At 67.8% G+C, this 22092-nt stretch carries 18 protein-coding genes and 1 pseudogene; 10 read left to right on the top strand and 9 right to left on the bottom strand.

Annotation, left to right across the window (positions count from 1 at the left end; all coding sequences use genetic code 11):
* The 6 genes from G6039_RS17555 to G6039_RS17580 form a co-directional block, all read right to left on the bottom strand.
* The coding region (locus tag G6039_RS17555; RefSeq protein ID WP_241258817.1) for an FAD-dependent monooxygenase at positions 1-1432 on the bottom strand (1432 nt) is incomplete at its 3' end.
* A gap of 143 nt (positions 1433-1575) precedes the next feature.
* Positions 1576-1965 (bottom strand): nuclear transport factor 2 family protein, encoded by a 390-nt coding sequence (locus G6039_RS17560; RefSeq protein ID WP_029547162.1) that lies wholly within the window; start codon positions 1963-1965, stop codon positions 1576-1578.
* A 78-nt stretch (positions 1966-2043) separates the two neighbouring features.
* Positions 2044-3207 (bottom strand): acyl-CoA dehydrogenase family protein, encoded by a 1164-nt coding sequence (locus tag G6039_RS17565; RefSeq protein ID WP_043801663.1) that lies wholly within the window; start codon positions 3205-3207, stop codon positions 2044-2046.
* 121 nt (positions 3208-3328) lie between these two features.
* On the bottom strand, positions 3329-3970 hold the full coding sequence (locus tag G6039_RS17570) for a 3,4-dihydroxy-2-butanone-4-phosphate synthase (RefSeq protein ID WP_006932643.1): 642 nt from the start codon (positions 3968-3970) through the stop codon (positions 3329-3331).
* 79 nt (positions 3971-4049) lie between these two features.
* Positions 4050-4502, bottom strand: coding sequence for a flavin reductase family protein (locus G6039_RS17575; protein ID WP_044475691.1), 453 nt, complete (start codon positions 4500-4502; stop codon positions 4050-4052).
* 252 nt (positions 4503-4754) lie between these two features.
* Positions 4755-6029 carry a PucR family transcriptional regulator gene (locus G6039_RS17580; RefSeq protein WP_006932637.1) on the bottom strand — a complete coding sequence of 425 codons (1275 nt, stop codon included), beginning with the start codon at positions 6027-6029 and terminating at the stop codon, positions 4755-4757.
* A 306-nt stretch (positions 6030-6335) separates the two neighbouring features.
* On the opposite strand from G6039_RS17580, the gene G6039_RS17585 reads away from it, so the two are divergent.
* The 5 genes from G6039_RS17585 to G6039_RS17605 all read left to right on the top strand — a co-directional run bounded on the left by G6039_RS17585 (position 6336) and on the right by G6039_RS17605 (position 12344).
* A complete protein-coding gene (locus tag G6039_RS17585) occupies positions 6336-6908 on the top strand; it encodes a VOC family protein (RefSeq protein WP_043801665.1) in 573 nt (190 codons plus the stop codon).
* 55 nt (positions 6909-6963) lie between these two features.
* Positions 6964-7854 carry a fumarylacetoacetate hydrolase family protein gene (locus G6039_RS17590; RefSeq protein ID WP_043801667.1) on the top strand — a complete coding sequence of 297 codons (891 nt, stop codon included), beginning with the start codon at positions 6964-6966 and terminating at the stop codon, positions 7852-7854.
* Positions 7847-9613 (top strand): FAD-dependent oxidoreductase, encoded by a 1767-nt coding sequence (locus G6039_RS17595; RefSeq protein ID WP_029547157.1) that lies wholly within the window; start codon positions 7847-7849, stop codon positions 9611-9613. Before G6039_RS17590 ends, G6039_RS17595 begins: the two co-directional genes overlap by 8 nt.
* Before the next feature lie 107 nt (positions 9614-9720).
* On the top strand, positions 9721-11709 hold the full coding sequence (locus G6039_RS17600) for an acetoacetate--CoA ligase (protein ID WP_029547156.1): 1989 nt from the start codon (positions 9721-9723) through the stop codon (positions 11707-11709).
* A gap of 8 nt (positions 11710-11717) precedes the next feature.
* Complete coding sequence (locus tag G6039_RS17605) at positions 11718-12344, top strand: malonic semialdehyde reductase (RefSeq protein ID WP_006932624.1); 627 nt, start codon at positions 11718-11720, stop codon at positions 12342-12344.
* Between the two features lie 11 nt (positions 12345-12355).
* Here the strand turns inward: G6039_RS17605 and G6039_RS17610 are convergent, their stop codons facing one another.
* A complete protein-coding gene (locus tag G6039_RS17610; RefSeq protein ID WP_006932622.1) occupies positions 12356-12832 on the bottom strand; it encodes an Lrp/AsnC family transcriptional regulator in 477 nt (158 codons plus the stop codon).
* 265 nt (positions 12833-13097) lie between these two features.
* Between G6039_RS17610 and G6039_RS17615 the strand changes: the two genes are divergently transcribed.
* The 4 genes and pseudogenes from G6039_RS17615 to G6039_RS31440 form a co-directional block, all read left to right on the top strand.
* On the top strand, positions 13098-15449 hold the full coding sequence (locus tag G6039_RS17615) for a transketolase-like TK C-terminal-containing protein (protein WP_029547155.1): 2352 nt from the start codon (positions 13098-13100) through the stop codon (positions 15447-15449).
* A gap of 41 nt (positions 15450-15490) precedes the next feature.
* Positions 15491-16669, top strand: a complete 1179-nt coding sequence (locus G6039_RS17620) for a 2-oxo acid dehydrogenase subunit E2 (protein ID WP_043801671.1) — start codon at positions 15491-15493, stop codon at positions 16667-16669.
* 318 nt (positions 16670-16987) lie between these two features.
* The gene (locus G6039_RS31435) at positions 16988-17863 is read left to right on the top strand and encodes an acetolactate synthase large subunit family protein (RefSeq protein WP_373867454.1); all 876 of its coding nucleotides are present in this window, start codon (positions 16988-16990) and stop codon (positions 17861-17863) included.
* Positions 17760-18436: pseudogene (locus G6039_RS31440) on the top strand (thiamine pyrophosphate-dependent enzyme); the annotation flags it as partial. The gene G6039_RS31435 and the pseudogene G6039_RS31440, both read left to right, overlap by 104 nt.
* On the opposite strand, the gene G6039_RS17630 reads toward G6039_RS31440, so the two are convergent.
* Together G6039_RS17630 and G6039_RS17635 are read right to left on the bottom strand one after the other, a co-directional pair.
* The gene (locus G6039_RS17630) at positions 18412-19443 is read right to left on the bottom strand and encodes an aspartate-semialdehyde dehydrogenase (protein ID WP_006932608.1); all 1032 of its coding nucleotides are present in this window, start codon (positions 19441-19443) and stop codon (positions 18412-18414) included. The pseudogene G6039_RS31440 and the gene G6039_RS17630 sit on opposite strands and share 25 nt — an antisense overlap.
* A gap of 5 nt (positions 19444-19448) precedes the next feature.
* The gene (locus tag G6039_RS17635) at positions 19449-20714 is read right to left on the bottom strand and encodes an aspartate kinase (protein WP_006932606.1); all 1266 of its coding nucleotides are present in this window, start codon (positions 20712-20714) and stop codon (positions 19449-19451) included.
* Between the two features lie 175 nt (positions 20715-20889).
* On the opposite strand from G6039_RS17635, the gene G6039_RS17640 reads away from it, so the two are divergent.
* Positions 20890-22092, top strand: a complete 1203-nt coding sequence (locus G6039_RS17640; protein ID WP_029547152.1) for a low temperature requirement protein A — start codon at positions 20890-20892, stop codon at positions 22090-22092.

Here is a 22092-nt window from a genome sequence, read left to right on the forward strand (position 1 = left end):
AGGCGCAGCGCGACGACGCCGCCGACAAGGGCCAACTCGGCCGGCAGAAGATCTTCGACGGACTGCTCACCCGACTCGACCAGTCTGCCTCCTGACACGAAACCTTGACAGGATCACCCGCATAATGCTCACCGGTGTGGGAAGCGAAGTACTCCTCCAGGGCGTGCCGGTGCTCGTCTGCTTCGGCGGTGTCGGCTTCGACGAGTTCGCGGTCGACGAGCTGCTGGGCTTCGACGTGGACGCCGAGATGGCGGAACGACCAGTCCCGGGCCATGACCGCGACCGGACGACGCTCGGTTTCGTAGCTGTCGAGAAGATCGTTGCCGCCGTATCCCTGGATGACTGCGGCGAGCTTCCATCCGAGGTTGACGGCATCGGCGATGCCGGTGTTCAGTCCGTATCCGCCGGTCGGGATGACCTCGTGGGCGGCGTCGCCTGCGACGAACAGCCGACCGAGGCGGTACCGGTCGGCGACGAGTACGTTCGCGTGCCACACACTGCTCTGCAGGACCTCGTCGACGTCGAGGTGCCGGCCGCAGACCGCGTCCAGCAGTTCCTGCTTGTCGATGTCTTCGGTCCGCACACCGTCGGTGATGGCGCTGGTCTGCAGCGTCCACGTGTCGCGTTCGTCCTGGGCGATGATCGCGCCGACGCCGCCGCCGACGAAGAAGGTGTGCCAGAACTGGCCGTGCGCGTGCAGGGTCTCGAGATCCCGGGACTTGAAATGCACCTGGCAGAACGTGATGACGCCGCGCTCGCCCTCCATGGTCAGATCCATGGCGCGGCGCACGACCGAGGCGGCGCCGTCACATCCGACGACGTAGTCCGCCGCGAGTGTGTGGACGGTGCCGTCGACCGGGGAGGTGATCTCGACCCGGGCACCGCTGTCGTCCTGGGTGACGGCGGTGACGCGCCAGGGTCGGAGAACCTCGATGTTCTCGTCTGCGAGACAGCGACGCATGAGCAGCTTTTCGACCTCGATCTGGGTGACCCGCTGCCAGGCGTGCGCCGGTGTGGTGCCGTCGTTCCTGGACGCGATCCACTCGGACATCTCGTCGACGCTGGGGTACTTCCAGCGGCCTACCTGCCGGCCTGCCATCGAGGTGCAGAAGACGACATCGTGCGAGTGCTCCGGGGCGACGCCGACCGACCGGATGTCGTCGACGAGACCGAGCCGGTCGAGAAGCTCCATGCTGCGCGCATTCGTCAGGTCCATCTTCGGAAAGCGGGTCGTCTGCGGAGCCTGTTCGACGAGGGTGCTGCGGATCCCGTGCAGGCTGAGTTCGAGCGCGAGAATCATCCCTACCGGGCCCGCGCCGGAAATCACCACCGGTCGCCGCGACGACACATCGATCGCCGTGGCGGCGTTCGTCGACGACGGCCCGGGGCCGACCGAGTCCTGTTCCGGCTCCCGACTGGTGGGATGGTTCATGGTGGTTCCTTTCGAGGTGTTCCACCCCGTACGCGATCGTGGAGTACGACTGGGCGTGGGGGATGCGCAGGGTGGGGCGATGTGGCGTCACCGAGTCGGGTGGCTGCCACCGGTAGGTCTGCGGCAGCAGCCGCCTCTCGGTGTCAGCGCGCGGCGACGACCGGGCTGGGATCCATGAAGATCAGATACTCGGTCACTTTCCCGTCCTCGATGCGGGTGCGGGTGACCGCGGGAAGGGTGAACGTGGTGCCGTCGTTCATCGTGTACGTGACGTTCACATGCAAGGCGGTGACGTTCCCGTCGAACCATTCTTCGAGGATGACGTGCCGCATTCCGGCGACCGATCCCAGGTAGGACGCCACCCACTCCTGGATCGCCTCGCTTCCTTCGACCGGGTCGTTGTTCCCCATGCGGAAGATGCAGTCCGTGGAGAAGTACCCGAAGAATCGGGCGATATCGGTGTCCGCAGCATGAAGAAGGTTGCGGGTGATCTCGAGGGCGGTGAGATCGTGGGAGGTCGTATCCGATGTCATGGCGTTCACTTCCGTTGCGGTGAAGGTGCTCGTACGTCGCGCACCTGGAGGCGTGTGGGTGGACCGATTCGGGGTGTGTCAGAGCAGCGGGTCGGCGACGGGGAGGTCGAGGGTGAAGCGACCCATCGTTTCCGATGCGGTGTCGATGTCGAGGAAGGCGTGTACCGCCAGGACATTGAGGTCGCGATGGAAGCGCTGGATCGGCGAGGCGGTGCGGAATCCGTCGCCGCCGATGCCGCGCACCATGTCGTTGAGTGCATTGCGGCACAGGTCGGTCATGTACGCCGCCTTCAGTTTCATTTCGGCCCGGTCCTGCGGATCCGACTGCTCGGGACGCTGTGCGGTGAGGCGTTCGAAGAAGGCGTGCAGGAGAGTCTCTGCGGCGTCCGCCGCGGCAAGGGCACGGCCGAGCCGCATCTGGGCGGCCTGCTTGCCGGCGGCCTTCTCCTGGCTCAAGGTTCCCTGCCGTTGACGGGTGCGGTCGACGAAGGCGTTCGTCGCCCCCCGCATGGCGCCGACGACGACGGGGGTCACCTCCGCCATCGCGAAGGGCAGGAACGGCAGGTGGTACATCGGGTTCTCGTGGATCAGCATGCCGGGGGCCGTGCCGGCGAGGGCGAGGTCGAACGGGCCGGTCCGGTAGTCGGGGACGAACACGTCCTCGACGGAGACGTCGTTGCTGGCGGTCCCGGCCATGCCGGAGATGTACCAGGTGTCGTGGATCTTGACCTCACTGCGAGGAACGAGGAACCACAAAGGCGCCGGCGGGCGCCCCTCCTCGATGGAAACTCCTGCGAAGGTGAACCATTCGGCGTGGGCGGAACCGGAGTTCCAGGCGGTCTGGCCGGTGATCCGGTAGCCGCCCTCGACCTTCTGCACTCCGCGCAGCGGGGCGGCAGTGCCGGCGGTGAGGGTGTAGGGCTTGTCCGCGAACATCTCCCGCTGTGCCTGCTCGGGGAAGATGTTCACGCGCCATGCCGCGCCGATGTAGAAGGAGGTGACCCACCCCGTCGACGGGCACACAGCGCTGATGGCACGAACGATGTCCGCTGCGACATCGAGACCGAGTTCGAGCCCGCCGTACGCTTTCGGTGTCAGCGTCGCCAGGATCCCCGAGTCGATCAGGTCGGTGATCGTCTCGTCGAGCGGCGCTCGGTTCTCCTCGGTTTTCTGGGCGCGTTCGGCCAAGACCGGCACCAGGTCGTTGACGCGGCTCATCAGTTGATCGGCGGTGATGTCCATGGTTTCCTCGCTTCGGGATGGGGGGGTCGAACTGATCGCAGAGAGCTGACCCACGCCGGCACCGCACACCTCGGGTGCGCGACATCGGCTGGATCGGAAGAGATTCGGAAAAGGGTGGCGGTCAGCGGGAGCGTTCGTGATGCTCGTCGGGTGCTACGAGGGTGAGGTCGTAGCTGTCGGCCAGTGCCTCGGCGTCGTGGGGGCCGGCGGTGTTCACCGGGTCGCTGATGCCGTCGAGTTCGGCGAAGACCGCACCGGAGTATTCCGGCCGTGCCAGATCGGTCAGCGCGAGCGCGCAGGCGGCGACTGTCTGTCGTTCGCACAGGACTCGCGGATCGACCCGCACGGGGACGAGGTGCCCGGGCCTGCTGAGGTCGTCGACGCTCGAGCGGGGATCCGCGAGCACCCGGGCGGTGAGAGCCCGATCTGCCCCGGAGATACCGGTGGTGACTCCGGCCGAAGCGTCGACGGCAACACATTGGCCGTATGCGCATACCGACGGTGCGCGCGAACTCGGAGTGGCTTCGGGCAGACCGAGCCGGTCGCAGTCCCGCTCGTGGAGGGCCACTTGGACGAATCCCGTGCTGTGTCGAATGACGAAGGCCATCTGCTCGGTGGTCACGGTGCCTGCACATCCGACGAGCACGAGACGAGCACCGTGCCGCAGGATGATCAGTTCGCCTCGTGCCAGGGCGCGCATGCCCTCGGCTGCAGTCGACCACGGTGTCCGCGGGAGAGCGGCATATGCAACGGAGGTGGTCATGACTTTCCTCTCTTCGAGGGTGTTCGGCGCTGGGGAACAGGGGCAGAAGCGACAGACGCTGCCGACCGGCACTGTCCGGTTACACCATTTCCAGCGCGCAGTGGGTGCCGAAGGTGCGGCGGTGATAGGTGAGGGGGTCACTGTCGCGCTGCTCGGCGGCGACGACAGTGCCCAGCACGATCATGTGGTCGCCGCCTTCGAGGATCCGTTCGACGGTGCACGCTACCCATCCGGCCGCACCGGTGATCCGGGGCAGGTCGTGGTCGATGTCCCAGCGGACCCCGTGGAACTTGCCGAGGCCGTTCTTGGTGGCGAATTTCAGGGCGGCGCTGTGTTGGTCACTGGACAGGATGTTCAGGCCGAACTTGCGCGACTCGGTGACGAGTTCGAGGGTTTCGGACCCCCGGTCGAGGGAGACGAGGACCATCGGAGGGTTCATCGACAGCGAGAGGAAGGCGCTGACGGTGGTGCCGACAGGCAGCCCGCCGTCCATGGAGGTTGCGACGGCGACGGGGGTGGCTACGTGCGCCATCACGTTCTTGAATGTTTCCTGGAGCGAGGTCAACGGACGTGTCCTTCGATCGACCGCGGGACATGCCGCGGGTCTGGAGGATGGGGCGCCGGGACCCGCTTCGACTGCTCTCACCGCGGTGGCCGGCTGTGTTCTAGGACACAAGTAGACCGCACGGGTTGCGCCTTGCGCATTGGTGCGCAGCCTAAGGTTGCGCACCAACCTTGGTTTCCAGACCAACCTGCGGACGCAGGATGCCGGTACCGCCGAGCGCTATTCTCGGGCGAGCGGATCTCCTCGAAGCCACTCGTGAATGCGGAGCGCGGCACGCAGGTCGGTGGTCGTCTCCCCCGAATGACCACACAGATTCAACGCCTTGTGCACGCGATAGGTCACCGTGTTCTTCGAGATATGCTCTGCCGCAGCCACCTTGGACAGACTGTGATCCATGTCGAGATAGCGGCGCAGCGTCGACCGAAGCTCTGCCATGCGAGGTTCGCGCTGCGCGAGTGGGCCCAGCAGCCGCGATGCGAACTGTTCTGCCGCGTCCGGATCCGACAGGAGCAACACCTCGAGTGCGACGTGTTCGTGGGCCACGGTGCAGGGACCCTGACCCGGGCGAAGGCGGATCAGCCGTTCGACCGCCTTGGCTTCGGCATGGCTTCGACGGAAGCCCTCCACCCCGACGCCCGTCTCCCCTACCACGACGAACGCGTCGTCGAACGTGGGTAGCGCATACCGGTGCGGCGAACTCCCGGAGGTCATGGTTCCCCATGCCCATACCGTCTGGAGCCCGACCGGTAGTACCAACGAGGCCGACGGGACGCCTCGCTGCCGCAGGACGGTGTCGACGACGGCACGCAGATCCCGGGTGGAGTGCGGTCCGCTCCACGCGACGAGTGCAATGTGGGGGCCGGCGAGCGCATAGCCGAGAACCTTCTCGGCGTGGACCCGATCGACGTCCTCGGCGCCCAGGATCTGGTTCACCAGATCGAATCGGGCTGCAGACACCCCCGCGGCCCAGACACTCTGCTCCTCGATGAAAGCCGAGGCAGCCACGGCCGTGAAGTCGTCGTGCACTTCGAAGAGCAACACCGAGATCCGCCGAAGTTCGGCACTGCTCTCCGTGGGCGGGAGCACAAGGCGCGCCGCGTCGAGCAGGGCCGCGGCCAGCACGGCGTACCCCACGCGAATGGCACGCAGCAGATCGTCGAGGGCCATACCTCGACGAGCGAAGTCCCGGGCGATCTCGCCCACCTCGGCACTGGCCAGCGTGGTGTCGGGCTCGCCGAGACCGGCCACCAACATCAGTGCGCGCAGCGTGGTGGAGGTGGTGGCACGACGCACTGCCTCCCTGGCAGCCGCCTCGTCCGCCAGGGCCGGTATCTTCTGGGCAATCCTGGCGGCGATGTCCTGACCGACCTCGACCGCCCAGGTCACCGCCCCGCCCCCGAGAGCCTCCCTGACGCGCTCGGCATCCGGGCTCAGCCACTCGTCCTCGGCCTGGGGTGCACGTGCTCCCGAGAGCTCATATGTCCAATGCGGCACTGCGGTGTCCTTCCGATTCGCCCCCGGGCACGGTGAGTAGACGACTCTATTGGGCTCCAGACCAACTCTGTCCGGATTTCTTGGCTTCCAGCCCGTAGCCGCACAAGGCGACATCGGATGGAATTGTGCAACAGATCACGTGACAGAGACCACATCAAGAATCCGTCCCGGCAGCGCCGTCGCTTCCACAGACAGCAGCGTTCCCGTCCTGAGCACGCTGTTGCCCGAGCGGCCCACGTGGAGGTCCGCCCGGATTCGCTCGAGGTCTCGCACCGACGACCACGTTCAGCTCCGAAGGAGACACCGATGACCTCCACCCCCAAGTTCGCTCACGTTGTGCTGCAGACCAGTCGTTTCGACGAGATGCGGGACTGGTACTGCACCGTCCTCGACGCTCACGTGGTCTACGAGGGCCACGGCCTGTGCTTCATCACCTTCGACGAGGAGCATCACCGCGTTGCTCTGCTCGGCGCCCCCGTCGAACTGGCGCCGCGCAACCCCGGAGCCGCCGGCATGCACCACACCGCCTACACCTTCGACACCCTGCAGGATCTGCTCGACCGGTACGACATGCTCAAGGCCAAGGGCATCGAACCGAAGGTGCCGATCCAGCACGGGGTGACCACGTCGCTGTACTACCAGGACCCGGACGGGAACTTCGTCGAACTGCAGATCGACAACTTCGCCACCCCGGAGGAGGCGACCGAGTACATGCACGGGCCGGAATACGGCAACAACCCCGTCGGTGTGTCGTTCGTCCCCGAGTTGATGCGCGAGGCGCTCACGATGGGCACCCCGGTCTCGGAGATCACCACCCATGCCTGGGCTCTCGAGACCAGCCCCCATCTGCCCGATCCGATGGTCGCGCTCACCAGCTGACCCGACGGCCTCTACCGATACCGACACTCGATCGTCTCTCGAAGGACTCGTTCTCATGCGTGTGGCAAATCAATCCGGCCGGCTCACCCTCGTCGCGGACGGACGCGGCGTCGACGTCGAAACCGCCAGCGCCGGGCGTTTCTCTGCGGATCCCCAGCAGATTTTCGAGCGCTGGGACGAGTTCGTCTCGTGGGCCCGGACAGTGGACTTCTCCAATGCTGCTTCGGTGATCGAATCGGAGCTGCACGCTCCGGTTCCCCGGCCGGGCCAGATCTTCGCCGTCGGCGTGAACTACGCCGATCACGTCGAAGAATCCGGCCTCGAACTCCCGGATGCGCCCTTCGTGTTCACGAAGTTCCCCGCCGCGATTGCCGGACCGTACGACACCATCGAACACCCCGGCGGCTCGGTGGACTTCGAGGTCGAACTCGTCGCGGTCATCGGCAAACACGCCCGCCACGTTCCCGTCTCGCAAGGCTGGGACCACGTCGCCGGCCTCACCCTCGGTCAGGACCTCTCCGAACGCGAGTTGCAGCTGTCCGGACCACCGCCGCAGCAGTTCGCCCTGGGCAAGTCCTTCACCGGCTTCGCGCCGATCGGACCCGTGCTGGTCACCCCCGACGAGTTCGCCGATCGTGACGACCTCGAGGTGAGCACCGTGCTCTCGGGTGAACTCATGCAGAACTCCCGCACCCGGCATCTGATCTTCCCCATTCCCGTCCTGGTGTCCTACCTGTCGTCGATCGTGCCGCTGCGTCCCGGCGATCTGATCTTCACCGGCACCCCCGCGGGCATCGGCTTCACCCGCGAGCCCAAACGCCTCATCGGCACCGACGACGAACTCGTGAGCCGGGCCGAGGGCATCGGCGAGATGCGCCACCGCTTCGTCGCCACCGGCCGCCCCCACCCCCTCACCACCGTTTCCAGGAGCACGCACCATGTCTGACATCACCGTTCCCGTACTCGTCGTCGGCGGCGGCGGCTGCGGCCTGACCACCTCGATCCTGCTCTCCGAGCACGGCATCGACCACCATCTCGTCGAGCGGCACACCGGCACCTCGCCGCTGCCGAAGGCCCACTACCTCAACCAGCGCACCATGGAGGTGCTCCGGCAGTACGGCGTCGCGGACTCGATCTACGAGGTCGGCACGCCGCCGAAGAACATGGGCAAGACCCGCTGGGTGACCTCCCTGGGCGGCGACGGCGAACTCGACGGCCGCACCCTGTTCACCCTCGACTCCTTCGGAGGCGGCGGCCTCGAGAACAAGTACGCCGACGACAGCCCGTGCCTGTCGAGCAACTACCCGCAGGTGCGGCTCGAGCCGCTGCTGCGCGCGCACGCCGAGCAGCGCGCACCGGGCTCGATCCACTTCCACCGGGAACTGGTCTCGTTCACCCAGGACGACGACGGCGTCGATGCGGTCATCCTCGACCGGGACACGCAGCAGACCTACACCGTCCACGCCCAGTACCTGGTCGCCGCGGACGGCGGCAAGACCGTGGGCCCCGAACTGGGGGTGACGCTGGAGGGCCCGACCGGGATCCTGGACATGGTCAGCACCCATTTCACCGCGGATCTGTCGCAGTACTGGGAAGACGACGTGCTGATCACCTGGCTGGTCAACCCGGAAGGGGCCGGCTCGTGGCACAGCGGCGCCATGGCCGCGATGGGACCGACCTGGGGCAAGCATTCGGAAGAGTTCGTCATCCACTTCACCTTCCGCCCGGACGACCCCAACCGCTTCGACGAAGAGGCCATCGTTCCCCGGCTGCGGGAACTGCTCAAGCTGCCCGACCTCGAACCGAAGGTGCACAAGGTCAGCCACTGGATCCTCGAAGGGGTGCTCGCCGACAAGTACCAGGTCGGGCGGATCTTCCTCGCCGGGGACGCCGCCCACCGGCACCCCCCGACCACCGGTCTCGGGCTCAACACCGCGATCCAGGACGCCCACAACCTGGTGTGGAAACTCGCCGCGGTCCTGCGGGGGGACGCCTCGCCCGCGCTGCTCGACACCTACGAGCCGGAACGGCGCCTGGTGGGCATGCGCAACGTCGACTGGGCCATGTTCACCTTCCTCAACCACATGGTCATCGACGCCGGCCTCGGCCTGAGCCCCGATCAGCCCCTCGAGCTCCGCACCCAGGTGTTCCGCGACTTCTTCTCCGACACCCCCATGGGCGAAACCCGCCGGTCGCGGGCGTTCGAGGTCGCCAACACCCAGCGCACCGAGTTCCAGGCGCACGACCTCGAGATCGGCTTCGCCTACCAGAACGGCGCCCTGGTACCCGACGGCAGCGACGCTCCGCCGCGGGACCCGATGGGCAGCGTGTACTTCCCCACCACCCGCCCCGGACACCGCCTTCCCCACGCCTGGATCGAACACCACGGCCGGCGGATCTCCACCCACGATCTCACCGGAACCGATACCGCCTTCGTGCTCGTCACCGGCGCCGAGAGCGAGGCCTGGGTGAGCGCGGCCGACACGGTCGAGAAGAAGTTCGGGATCCGCATCAAGGTCGTCACGATCGCCGACGGCGCCGACTACACCGATCCCACCGGCCGCTGGAACGAACTGCGCGAGATCGCAGAAGACGGGGCGATCCTGGTCCGCCCCGACAACCACGTCGCCTGGCGCAGCGCCGAACGCGCCGCCGCTCCGGCCGACGAGCTCGCCCGCACCGTCGGCACCCTCCTGTCCCGCTGAGCCGACGCCGCACACGCCGTCCCGGCGACCGACTCCCCGCGCACTCACCAGCGCATACCTCGGTCGGTCGCCGGGGTGGCATACCAGTCGAAAGGAAACACCCACCGATGTCCGGTCCCGAGCCCGAACTGTTGTGGTCTCCCGCTGCCGAGCGGGTCGCCTCCTGCCGGATGTCGCAGTACCAGCGCTGGCTCGCCACCGAAAAGAACGTGAGCACCACCGATTACCGGTCGCTGTGGCAATGGTCGGTGACCGATCCGGAGGGATTCTGGTCCTCGATCTGGGAGTACTTCGACGTCCTCGCCTCGGTTCCCGCTTCCACCGCGCTGGCCGCAGACAAGATGCCCGGGGCGCAGTGGTTCCCCGGGGCGCGGCTGAACTGGGCGGAGAACCTGCTACGGCACATCGACGCCGACGGCCCGGCAATCATTTCGCTCGACGAGGACGGCCACCGATCCGAGATCGGGCGGGCGCAGCTGGTGTCCCAGGTCGCCACTCTCGCCGCACAGTTCCGCGCCATGGGGGTGCGCCCCGGCGACCGGATCGCGGCGGTGCTGCCGAACATCGCGCCGACCGTGGTCGCGGTGCTTGCCGCGGCCAGCGTCGGCGCGGTGTGGTCCTGCTGCGCACCGGACTTCGGTCTCAAGGGACTGCTGGACCGGTTCACCCAGATCGAACCGACCGTGCTCATCGGCGTCGACGGCTACCGGTTCAACCACAAGACCGTCGACCGCCGCGCCCTGCTCGCCGAGCTGCAGGCCCACCTGCCCACCGTCGAAAACACCATCATGGTCCGCCACCTCGACAGCACGGCACCGCTTCCCGTCGGTGTCCTCGATTTCGCCGAGCTGATCACCGGTGACGCCGAACCTCGGTACGAGCAGGTGCCGTTCGACCATCCCCTGTGGATCCTCTACAGCTCCGGCACCACCGGACTGCCCAAGGGCATCGTGCACTCCCACGGCGGCATCCTGCTCGAATCCCTCAAGGCCAACGCCCTGCACTACGACCTCGGCCCCACCGATCGGGTGTTCATCGCCGCCAGCACCGCATGGGTGGTGTGGAACATGCTCGTCGACGCCATGGTCACCGGCGCGACCATCGTCACCTACGACGGCAGCCCCACCGCCGACGGCCCCGACACCCTGTTCCGTATCTGCGGTAAGAAACGCGTCACCCGTTTCGGCACCGGAGCCGCCTACCTGACCCTGTGCGAAAAGGCCGGCGCCACACCGGGTGAGGACTTCGACCTCGGCTCCCTGCGGTCGATCATGAGCACCGGCTCGCCGCTGCCCGACTCCACCTGGGCCTGGGTCTACCGAGAGATCGCACCGGATGTGCATCTCGGATCCGACAGCGGCGGCACCGATGTGGCCACCGCATTCGTCGGCGCCAATCCCCTCCAGCCGGTGTACACGGGCGAGCTGCAGGGACCGTGCCTCGGCGTCGCCGTCGAGGCCTGGGATGCCGAGGGACACCCGCTGATCGACGAGGTCGGGGAGATGGTGATCACCGCGCCGATGCCGTCGATGCCGATCTACTTCTGGAACGACCCCGACGGTCACCGCTACCACGACGCGTACTTCGACACCTTTCCCGGAGTGTGGCGGCACGGCGACTGGATCACCGTCACCGACCGCGGCAGCTGCCTGATCCACGGCCGCTCCGATTCGACCATCAACCGCGGCGGTGTGCGGATGGGCTCGGCCGACATCTACCAGGCCGTCGAAGCCCTCCCCGAGATCGCCGACGCCCTGGTCATCGGCGCCGAACTCCCCGACGGCGGCTACCACATGCCCCTGTTCGTGGTACTCCACCCCGGATACGACCTCGACGACGCTCTCGTCGACAAGATCCGCACCACCATCCGCACCGAGGTCTCCCCCCGCCACGTGCCCGACGAGATCGTCGACGTCCCGGCCGTACCCACCACCCGCACCGGCAAGCGCCTCGAGGTGCCGATCAAGAAGCTCATCCAAGGGGCCCCGCCGGAGACTGCACTGAACCGGTCCACCGTCGCCGATACCGACGCTCTGGACTGGTACATCGACTATGCCAACGCCTTTCACCGCTCTCGCCAGACACAGGATCAGTGAGGACTGCCGTGACCGACACCGTCGAGAACCCTGCACCCCACCGGCTCGAGCCTGTCGAAGACCGGGCGCTCGAGGCGTTGTTCACCGCGGCGCGGACCGCGAACACCTTCGCACCCATCCCGGTGTCCGACGAACACCTCACCGAGATCTGGGAGCTGGCACGCTGGGCACCGACCGGGGCCAATACTCAGCCGCTGCGAGTGGTGTTCGTACGCACCGAGTCCGGGCGTCATCGTCTGGTCGCCCACATGAACGACGGCAACAAGGCCAAGACCGCTTCGGCTCCGGCCGCGGCGATCCTGGCCGTCGACACCCGGTTCCACGACCATATGGGCACGCTGCTGCCGTTCAAGCCCGAACTCGGGCCGCTCTACGAATCGAACGAGGCAGTCCGGTCGGCCACCGCCCAGCTGAACGCGGCGCTGCAGGCCGGCTACTTCATCCTCGCCGTCCGGGCCCGCGGTCTGGCGGCCGGGCCGATGAGCGGCTTCGACGCCGCCGCACTCGATGCCGACTTCTTCCCCGACGGGCAGTGGCGGTCGCTGCTGGTCGTCAACATCGGCTACCCGGGGCAGAATCCGTGGTTCGAGCGGCTTCCGCGCCTCGAGCACACCGAGTGCCTCCGCTGGGAGTGATCGTGGGTTACTTACTCCGCGAGCGTGTCGAGCAGTGGTCGGACCCGGTAGTCCACCATTTCGCGCATCACCAAGGCCGTCGTGGTGCGTTTGACGCCCTTGATGTTCAGGATGTCCCCGGCGACGCGATACAGATCGTCCGCGTCCCGGGCTGCGACGTGGACGAGCAGATCGGCGACGCCGCTGAGGCCGTGCACTTCCAGAACTTCGGGTATCGCGTCGAGTGCGGCCCCGACCCGGTCGAGTTTGCGCTGGGTGACGTTGGTGAGCACATACGCCTGCAGCGGATACCCGAGGATTGCCGGGTCGATGCGGCGTTCGAACGAGCGCAGCGCCCCCGCCTCGTCGAGCTTGCTCAAACGTGCTTGAACAGTGTTGCGGGACAGACCTGTTCGCTCGGCCACCGCCAGGACGGTGGCGCGGGGGTCGTCGGACAGGGCGGTCAGGATTCGCGCGTCGATCCGGTCGGCTCGGTGTGTGCTTGGCACAGTGCCCACCTCCCTTTCGTCCACACCCGCCAGCGGGGTGCATAATGCTCAATTTTCGGTTCCAGTATTGCGCAAACAGACACCCGCTGGTGGACTGTTGTAACACCCCGCAGGTCGGGCAGCCTCCCAGACACAATCCGGTGGGCATCCCCATTCCTTCGCCGCTCGGCCGCGTCTCATCCGTCGCCGGCCGAGCCGGCTCCCCTCGGCACCTGATGCAGTAGTCCTGCCCGGTTCCGCGTTGTTGTCTTCAAGGAGAATTCCGATGTCCCTGCCCGTGTCCCTCGACTCCGTGACCCCGCACCCCACCGACCACACCGGTGCGTCCGAGGACCTTGCCGCCCTCGAGGCGATCCGGCAGCGGGTGTTGTGGCTGTCGACCTCGATGATCCACCACGCGAACCGGGTCCGCCCCAACCCCACCGGCCTGAAAGTCGGTGGCCATCAAGCGTCCTGCGCGTCGATGGTCTCGATCATGACCACCCTGTGGTTCGAGCACCTGCAGCCCGGGGACCGGGTCTCGGTCAAACCCCACGCCTCCCCGGTGCTGCACAGCATCAACTATCTGCTCGGCGAACTGGACGAGAAGTACCTGACCACCCTGCGCGAGTTCGGGGGCCTGCAGTCGTATCCGAGCCGGTCGAAGGACCCGGACACGGTCGACTACTCCACCGGGTCGGTCGGGATCGGCGCCACCGCCCCGATCTGGGGTGCGATGGCCCGCCGCTACGTCGACACCCACCTCGGCGACACCGGCCGGGGCCGGCAGTACTCACTGGTCGGCGACGCCGAACTCGACGAGGGCGCGGTCTGGGAGGCCATCCTCGATCCCGGTATCACCGACCTCGGTGAGGTGGTGTGGATCGTCGATCTGAACCGCCAGTCCCTGGACCGGGTGGTGCCCCACATCGCCGCCCGCCGCCTGGAGAAGATGTTCGACGCCGCCGGCTGGCAGGTCGTCACCGTCAAATTCGGCACGCTGCTCGAAGAACTGTTCGCCCGACCCGGCGGGGATGCGCTGCGCACCCGCATCCTGGACATGCCGAATCCGGAATACCAGCGGCTGCTGCGCTGCACCCCGGCCGAGGTCCGCGACCGGCTGCCCGGCGACGGCCCCGGCAGCACGCAGATCGCCGAGCTGATCGCCACCCTCGACGATGCGACACTCACCGCCGCGGTCCGCAACCTCGGCGGACACGATCTTCGAGCCCTCTCGGAGGCGTACCGGCAGATCGACGACACCCGCCCCACGGTGATCATCGCCTACACCATCAAGGGCTACGGCCTGCCCACCGAAGGCCACCCGCAGAACCACTCCGCGCTGCTGACCGTCGACGAATACACGCAACTGGCCTCGGCCTTGGGAATGGACCCGCAGCACCCGTGGGGCCGGTTCGCGGCCGACACCTCAGCAGGACAGCTGTGCCAGAGCACCGCCGATCGGCTGCGGCGCGACGCGACCCCGGCGCTGCCGAACCTGACGATTCCCACCGATATCGGCCGCACCCCCAAGGGCACCGCCACCACCCAAGCCGCCCTCGGCCGGGTACTGCTGGACCTGACCCGCGAAGCCCCCGAGGCCGCCGGGCGGGTGGTCACCGTCAGCCCCGACGTCAGCTCCACCACCAACCTCGGCGGCTGGGTGAACAAGGTCGGCGTGTGGTCGGCGGCCGAGCGGCACAACTGGTTCGCCGACGACGCCGAAACGATCATGCACTGGAACGAACGCCCCACCGGCCAGCACATGGAACTCGGCATCGCCGAAACCAACCTGGTCGGACTGATCGGCGAACTCGGCGCCACCTGGAGCCGCTGGGGCCAGCCGCTGCTGCCCATCGGGGTGCTCTACGACCCGTTCGTCGAACGCGCCCTCGAGCCCTGGTCGTACGGCATCTACGCCGGCGGACAGTCCATCCTCGTCGGCACCCCCTCCGGGGTCACCCTCGCCGCCGAAGGCGGTGCGCACCAGTCGATCAAGACCCCCTCGATCGGTCTCGAACAACCCGGCTGCATCAGCTACGAACCGGCCTTCGCGATCGACGTCGAATGGACCCTGCTCGCCTCCCTCGCCCGGCTCGGCCGCCCCGACGGCACCTCCGCGTACCTGCGGCTGTCCACCCGCCCGGTCGATCAGACCCTTGCCGCCGTGCCCACCGACCCGGCCGCGCGCGAACGCCGCCGCCGCCAGGTCGTCGCCGGTGGCTACCCGATCCGGCGCCGCGACGACGCGCAGGCCACGATCGTGGCGATGGGCGCGATGATCACGGAAGCGCTCGCCGCCGCCGACCGGCTCGAGGCCTCCGGTGCGCCGGCCGACGTGCTGTGCATCACCAGCCCCGGACTGCTGTTCGAGGCCTGGCAGGCCCGCCAGGGCCGAGCCTCGGGTCAGAGCTGGATCCTCGATCAGCTCTTCCCCGCCGACCGCGCCACCCCGATGGTCACCGTCCTCGACGGCCACCCCCACACCCTCGCCTTCCTCGCCGGCATCAACCGGGTGCGCAGCACCTGCCTCGGTGTCAGCAAGTTCGGGCAGGTCGGCGGGCTCGACGACGTCTACCGCTACCACGGCATCGACACCGACAGCATCGTCGCCGCCGCCCTCGACCTCCTCCCCTGACCTGGCACCGTTCACACATCACCGGAAACAGAAGAGACCCCATGACCACCGGACAACTCACCGGCACCACCGTGCGCATGCCGGCCCTCGGCGAGAGCGTCGACGAGGGCACCGTCACCCGCTGGCTCAAACGACCCGGCGACCACGTCACCGCCGAAGAACCGTTGCTCGAGGTCGCCACCGACAAGGTCGACACCGAGATCCCCTCCCCCGTCACCGGTGTCCTGCAACGCATCCTCGCCGAGGAGAACGACGTCGTCGCCGTCGGCGCCGACCTGGCCGTCATCGCCGAACCGGACACCGGATCGGTGGATACACCCTCTGAGCCACCCATCCCGGCGCCTGCTGCGAATCCGGCACCCCCGGCCGCGGCGGCGCCGGTGGCGCCGGTGGCGGCGGCGCCGGTGGCGCCGGTGGCGGCGGCTCCTCCCCTGCGGCCGTCGCCCCCGGCACCGCCCCCCACACCGAAAGACGCTGCCCCACAACCGAAGGACCCCGAGACCGGCGACACCACAGTGGAAAAGCTGCCCCGCATCCGCCGCACCATCGCCCGGCGAATGGTCGAGTCGCTACAAACCGCCGCCCAGCTGACTACGGTGTTCGAGGTGGACGTCACCGCCATCGCCCGGTTGCGCACCACCTACAAGGACGAGTTCTACGACCGCACCGGCATCAAGCTCTCGTTCCTGCCGTTCTTCGCCAAGGCCGCCGTCGACGCGCTCGCGCAGCACCGGATTCTGAACGCTTCGCTGAACAGCGAGGTCACCGAGGTGACCTATTTCGACCATTGCCACCTGGGCATCGCCGTCGACAGCGACAAAGGGCTGATGGTGCCGGTCATCCGCGATGCCCAGAATCTCGGGATCGAAGGGCTCGCCCGGGCCATCGCCGACAAGGCCGAACGCGTCCGCACCGGCACCATCTCCCCGGACGAACTGACCGGCGGCACCTTCACCCTCACCAACACAGGAAGCCGCGGCGCCCTGTTCGACACCCCGATCCTCAACCAGCCCCAGACCGGCATCCTCGGCGTCGGTGCCGTGGTCGAACGACTGATCCCCATCCGAGCCGACGGTGAACTCCGCATCGACGTGCGCTCGATGGCCTACCTGTCGATCACCTACGACCACCGCATCGTCGACGGCGCCGACGCCGCCCGCTTCCTCACCACAGTCAAGAACACCCTCGAATGCGGCTTCACCACAACCGACCTGACCTGACCGCCCACCACACCCGGAAGGAGCAAGCGTGAGCCCGGACGATCGCACCCTGCTGGCATTCGCCGTCAAATGGTCCCCCTTCGGCGGAGGAGACGAGTACATCCTTCCCGAATTCGGCCTCACCCCCGCGGTGTTCTACCAACGCCTTCTGGCGATGGTGACCACCACTCCGATCGATGAAGTGGATTTCGCGACCCGTACGTTCCTACGACAGTTCTGCGTCTCGAAGCTGTCCCGAACGTCCTGCTCACCGACCCGGCCGAGATCCCCCGAGCCCTCGCCGACGCCTTCCACATCGCCTCCAGCGGCCGACCCGGCATGGTGCTCGTCGACATTCCCAAGGACGTCCTGCAAGCCCGCACCACCTTCACCTGGCCCGCGGAACGACAGCTACCGGGGCACCACGTCATCACGCAACCCCACGACAAGCAGCTCCGGGCCGCAGCCGACCTGATCGCCACAGCCGAACGCCCGGTGCTCTACGTCCGCGGCGGAGTGATCAAAGCCGACGCCTCGAACGAACTGCGTGAACTCGCCGAGCAGACCGGCATCCCCGTCGGTGACCACCCACATGGCCCGCGGCGCGTTCCCGACAGTCACCGACTGCACTACGGCATGCCCTGCATGCACGGCACCGTCGCCGCCGTCGCCGCCCTGCAACGCAGTGACCTGCTGATCGCACTCGGCGCACGGTTCGACGACCGGGTCACCGGCGACCCCGCCTCGTTCGCCCCGCACGCCCGGGTCATCCACGTCGATATCGACCCCGGCCGAGATCGGCAAGCACCGCTTCGCCGACGTACCGATCGTCGGCGACTGCAAGACAACGATCAGCTCCCTGATACGCCACATCCGCGACCGCCCAGCCTGCCCTCCCGCACCCGATCCGACCGGCTGGTACGCCGATCTGGACCGACTACGCGACACCTTCCCCCTCGGCTACACCCGCCCGCCCACCGGCGCTCTGGCGCCCGAACGCGTCATCGATGCGATCGGACGCACGGCGGGCCCGGACGCGATCTACGTCTCCGGAGTCGGACAGCACCAGATGTGGGCCGCACACTTCATCACCTACGACAAGCCCCGCACCTGGCTCAACTCCGGCGGCCTCGGCACCATGGGCTACGCCGTTCCCGCCGCACTCGGCGCCAGACTCGGCACCCCGGATCGGGAGGTCTGGGCGATCGACGGTGACGGATGTTTCCAGATGACCAACCAGGAACTGGCCACCGCCGCCGTCGAAGGCATCCCATCAAGGTCGCGATCATCAACAACGGCAACCTCGGCATGGTCCGGCAACTCCAGCAAATCCACTACCAGTGCCGCTATTCGAGCGTCGACCTCGCCACCCATTCGCGGCGCATCCCGGACTTGGCCCTCCTCGCCGAAGCGCTCGGCTGCGTTGCGAACACGAGGCGGATCTCGAGGACACCATCGCGCACGCGCCATCGAAGACCGTCCCGTCGTCGTCGACTTCATCGTCGACGACACCGCCCTGGCCTAGCCGATGATCGCAGCGGGCGCCAGCAACGACCACCTCATGCTCGCTCAGGGGAACCGGCCGTCGTTCGACGAATCCGATCATCCGGTCTCGTCAGAGGACACACACGCGTCCTGATCGTCTCTGCCGGCGAAATCGGCACGAGGAACGCCGCGCCCATGCGTCGACGCCCCACCGAGAACGACGAGGGGGAGGTTGCCGGCGACGTGTCGCGGCAACCTCCCCCTCGGGGGCGAAGAACCTACACCAGCAGCTCGGCGATCTGAATGGTGTTGAGGGCGGCGCCCTTCCGCAGGTTGTCCCCCGAGACGAACAGCGCCAGACCACGCCCGTCCGGCACACCCGGATCCTGACGGACCCGGCCCACCAGCGACGGATCCTGGCCCGCGGCCTGCAGCGGCGTCGGAACGTCCACGAGCCGCACGCCGGGGGCGTTCGCGAGCAGTTCCTTCGCGCGCTCCACCGACAGCGGGCGTTCGAACTCGGCGTTGATCGACAGGGAGTGGCCGGTGATCACCGGCACGCGCACGCAGGTACCCGACACCAGCAGGTCCGGCAGTCCGAGGATCTTGCGGGACTCGTTGCGCAGCTTCTGGTCCTCGTCGGTCTCGCCGCTGCCGTCGTCGACGAGGGAGCCGGCCAGCGGCAGCACGTTGAACGCGATGGGCGCGACGTACTTGTCCGGGGCCGGGAAGTCGACGGCGCTGCCGTCGTGCACCAGCTTCTCGGCGTCGCCGATGACGGCGCGCGCCTGGCCGAGCAGTTCGTCGACGCCGGCGATGCCGCTGCCGGAGACGGCCTGGTAGCTCGAGACGATCAGCCGCTGCAGTCCGGCCTCGTCGTGCAGGACCTTGAGCACCGGCATCGCGGCCATGGTGGTGCAGTTCGGGTTGGCGATGATGCCCTTGGGCGGGTTCTTCGCCTCCTGCGGGTTCACCTCGCTCACGACGAGGGGAACCTCGGGATCCTTGCGCCAGGCCGAGGAGTTGTCGACGACGGTCGCGCCGGCGGCGGCGAACCGCGGCGCCTGCGCGCGCGAGAGGGTCGCTCCGGCCGAGAACAGGGCGATGTCGATGCCCTTCAGATCCTCGTCGGAGGTCGCGGCTGCGTCCTCCACGACGATCTCCTCGCCGCGGAACGGCAGCTTCTTGCCGGCCGAGCGGGCCGAGGCGAAGAACCGCACCCGGTCGGCGGGGAAGTTGCGCTCTTCGAGCAGGGTGCGCATGACGATGCCGACCTGTCCGGTGGCACCGACGACAGCGAGAGTGGTCACAGCGATTACCGTCCCGTTCCGGCGTGGACGACGGCTTCTTCCTCGCCGCCGAGTTCGAACGCGGCGTGCAGGGCGCGCACCGCGTCGTCGAGTTCCGTGTCGTCGACGAGGACCGAGATACGGATCTCCGACGTGGAGATGAGGTCGATGTTGATGCCCGCACCCGCGAGGGCCTCGCAGAACTTCGCCGTGACGCCCGGGTGGCTCTTCATGCCGGCGCCGACGAGCGAGACCTTGCCGATGTGGTCGTCGAACAGCACCTGGGTGAAGCCGATCTCCTCCTGCTGCTTGCTCAGCAGCTCCACGGCGCGCGGGCCGTCGCCCTTGGGCAGGGTGAAGGTGATGTCGGTCTTGCCCGTCTCCACCTTGGAGATGTTCTGCAACACCATGTCGATGTTGATCTCGGCGTCGGCGACGGCGCGGAACACCTTCGCGGCGTAACCGGGGGTATCGGGCAGGCCGACGACGGTGACCTTGGCCTCGCCGCGATCGTGCGCGACGCCGGTGATCAGAGCCTCTTCCACGGGGATGTCCTCCATCGATCCGGACACGATGGTGCCGGGCTTGGTGGTGTACGACGAACGAACGTGCACGGGCACGTTGTAGCGGCGGGCGTACTCGACGCAGCGCAGCATGAGCACCTTCGCGCCGCACGCCGCGAGCTCGAGCATCTCCTCGAAGGAGACCTTCTCGAGCCGCTGCGCGTCCTTGACGATGCGCGGGTCGGCGGTGAAGACGCCGTCGACGTCGGTGTAGATCTCGCAGACATCGGCGTTCAGCGCCGCGGCCAGGGCGACGGCGGTCGTGTCGGAGCCGCCGCGGCCGAGGGTGGTGATGTCCTTGCTGTCCTGGCTCACGCCCTGGAAGCCGGCGACGAGGACGATGCTGCCCTCGTCCAGCGCGGCCCGGACGCGGCCGGGGGTGACGTCGATGATCTTCGCGTTGCCGTGGCTGCTCGTGGTGATCACGCCGGCCTGCGAGCCGGTGAACGACCGCGCCTCGGCGCCGAGCGAGTGGATCGCCATCGCGACCAGGGCGTTGGAGATCCGCTCACCGGAGGTGAGGAGCATGTCCATCTCCCGCGCCGGCGGCGCCGGGCACACCTGCTGGGCGAGGTCGAGCAGCTCGTCGGTGGTGTCGCCCATCGCCGAGACCACGACGACGACGTCGTTGCCCGCCTTCTTGGTCTCGACGATCCGTTCAGCGACGCGCCGGATCCGCTCGGCCGTCGCGACCGAGGATCCTCCGTACTTCTGGACGACGAGTGCCACGCTGGCGAACCTCCGGGGTCTTGGGTGCAAGTCCAGGGGATCAGCTTACCGATGCGGCCTGGAGGGACGGGGCTCGACCTGCCCCGGCACCCGGCAGCCGTCCGCTCCCGGCCCGCGGCGAGGGCCGGAACCGTCGGGCGTGACAGCGGTCTCGGGTGGTGACAGCATCTCCGGCGTGAGCATCGGCAGACGCCTGCAGGTCCGAGCGTTGGACGAACGTTCCTCCGCCTCCCCCATCGAGTTGTTCTTCGATCTCGTGTTCGTCTTCGCCCTGACCCGGGTCACCGACCTCATGGCGGTGGACACCAGCGGCGTCGACGTGCTGCGCGCCGCCCTCGTCATGGCGGTGCTGTGGTGGGTGTGGGTCGGCTACTCGTGGCTGGGCAATCTCGCCCGCGCCGACGAGGGCCTCATGCGAGTGGTGATGTTCGCCGCGATGGGGGCCGTGTTCGTCGTCGCCCTGACGATTCCCGAGGCGTTCGACGACATGCCGGGTGGCCTCGACGGACCGGTGATCTTCGCGGTCGGCTACTTCACCGTGCGCCTGATCCACCTGTCGACGTTCCTCGTCCTGAGCCGGGACGATCCGCAGCTGCGGCGGCAGGTGCTCCGATTCCTTCCGAGCATGCTGGCGGGAACGGCGTTCCTGCTGATCGCCTCGCAGCTGTCCGGACCCGCGCAGACGGTGCTGTGGATCCTCGCCCTGGCGGGCGACTACCTCGGCACCCTGGCCGGGGGCACCGGGTGGCGGCTCCGCTCGGTGAGCCACTTCGCGGAGCGGCACGGACTCATGGTGATCGTCGCCCTCGGTGAGTCGATCGTCTCGATCGGGATCGGCGTCGCGGCGCTGCCGATCTCCTGGGCGATCATCGTCGCGTCACTGCTGGGTCTGTCCGTCTCGGCGCTGCTGTGGTGGGCGTATTTCGACGTCACGTCCCTGGCCGTCGAGAAGGTCTTCGACGCGGCGACCGGGACCCGGCTGATCCGGATCGCCCAGCGTTGCTACAGCTACGCCCACCTGCCGATGGTGATCGGAATCGTCATGCTCTCGCTGGGCCTGAAGAAGATCCTCGCCTACGTCGGGGACGGGAACCATCATCGGCTCACCGATCCCCTCCAGGGCTGGCCGCTGGCCGGCCTGTACGGCGGGGCCGCGCTCTATCTCCTCGCCCTGGTGTTCTTCCGGGCCTACGCGACCGGTCGCGTCGAGGTTCCCCGGGCGACGACGGCGGTCGTCCTGCTCGCACTCCTTCCCGTGGTGGGGCACGTCCCGGCGCTGGCGACCCTCGGCATCCTGGTGGCGGTGCTGCTCGTCCTCATCGGGTACGAGACCGTCCGTTACGCCGAGCCGCGCGAGACGATCCGTCACGGGGGCTGA

The organism is Rhodococcus aetherivorans (genome assembly GCF_011058165.1).
In the GTDB taxonomy this organism is placed as follows: domain Bacteria; phylum Actinomycetota; class Actinomycetes; order Mycobacteriales; family Mycobacteriaceae; genus Rhodococcus; species Rhodococcus aetherivorans.

What these genes read in the sequence shown, in the direction of transcription:
- G6039_RS17560 (WP_029547162.1), bottom strand. Translation starts at nt 1,965, where the DNA reads ATGACATCGGATACGACCTCCCACGATCTCACCGCCCTCGAGATCACC.
- G6039_RS17565 (WP_043801663.1), bottom strand. Translation starts at nt 3,207, where the DNA reads ATGGACATCACCGCCGATCAACTGATGAGCCGCGTCAACGACCTGGTG.
- G6039_RS17570 (WP_006932643.1), bottom strand. Translation starts at nt 3,970, where the DNA reads ATGACCACCTCCGTTGCATATGCCGCTCTCCCGCGGACACCGTGGTCG.
- G6039_RS17575 (WP_044475691.1), bottom strand. Translation starts at nt 4,502, where the DNA reads ATGGCGCACGTAGCCACCCCCGTCGCCGTCGCAACCTCCATGGACGGC.
- G6039_RS17585 (WP_043801665.1), top strand. Translation starts at nt 6,336, where the DNA reads ATGACCTCCACCCCCAAGTTCGCTCACGTTGTGCTGCAGACCAGTCGT.
- G6039_RS17590 (WP_043801667.1), top strand. Translation starts at nt 6,964, where the DNA reads ATGCGTGTGGCAAATCAATCCGGCCGGCTCACCCTCGTCGCGGACGGA.
- G6039_RS17595 (WP_029547157.1), top strand. Translation starts at nt 7,847, where the DNA reads ATGTCTGACATCACCGTTCCCGTACTCGTCGTCGGCGGCGGCGGCTGC.
- G6039_RS17600 (WP_029547156.1), top strand. Translation starts at nt 9,721, where the DNA reads ATGTCCGGTCCCGAGCCCGAACTGTTGTGGTCTCCCGCTGCCGAGCGG.
- G6039_RS17615 (WP_029547155.1), top strand. Translation starts at nt 13,098, where the DNA reads ATGTCCCTGCCCGTGTCCCTCGACTCCGTGACCCCGCACCCCACCGAC.
- G6039_RS17620 (WP_043801671.1), top strand. Translation starts at nt 15,491, where the DNA reads ATGACCACCGGACAACTCACCGGCACCACCGTGCGCATGCCGGCCCTC.
- G6039_RS31435 (WP_373867454.1), top strand. Translation starts at nt 16,988, where the DNA reads ATGGTGCTCGTCGACATTCCCAAGGACGTCCTGCAAGCCCGCACCACC.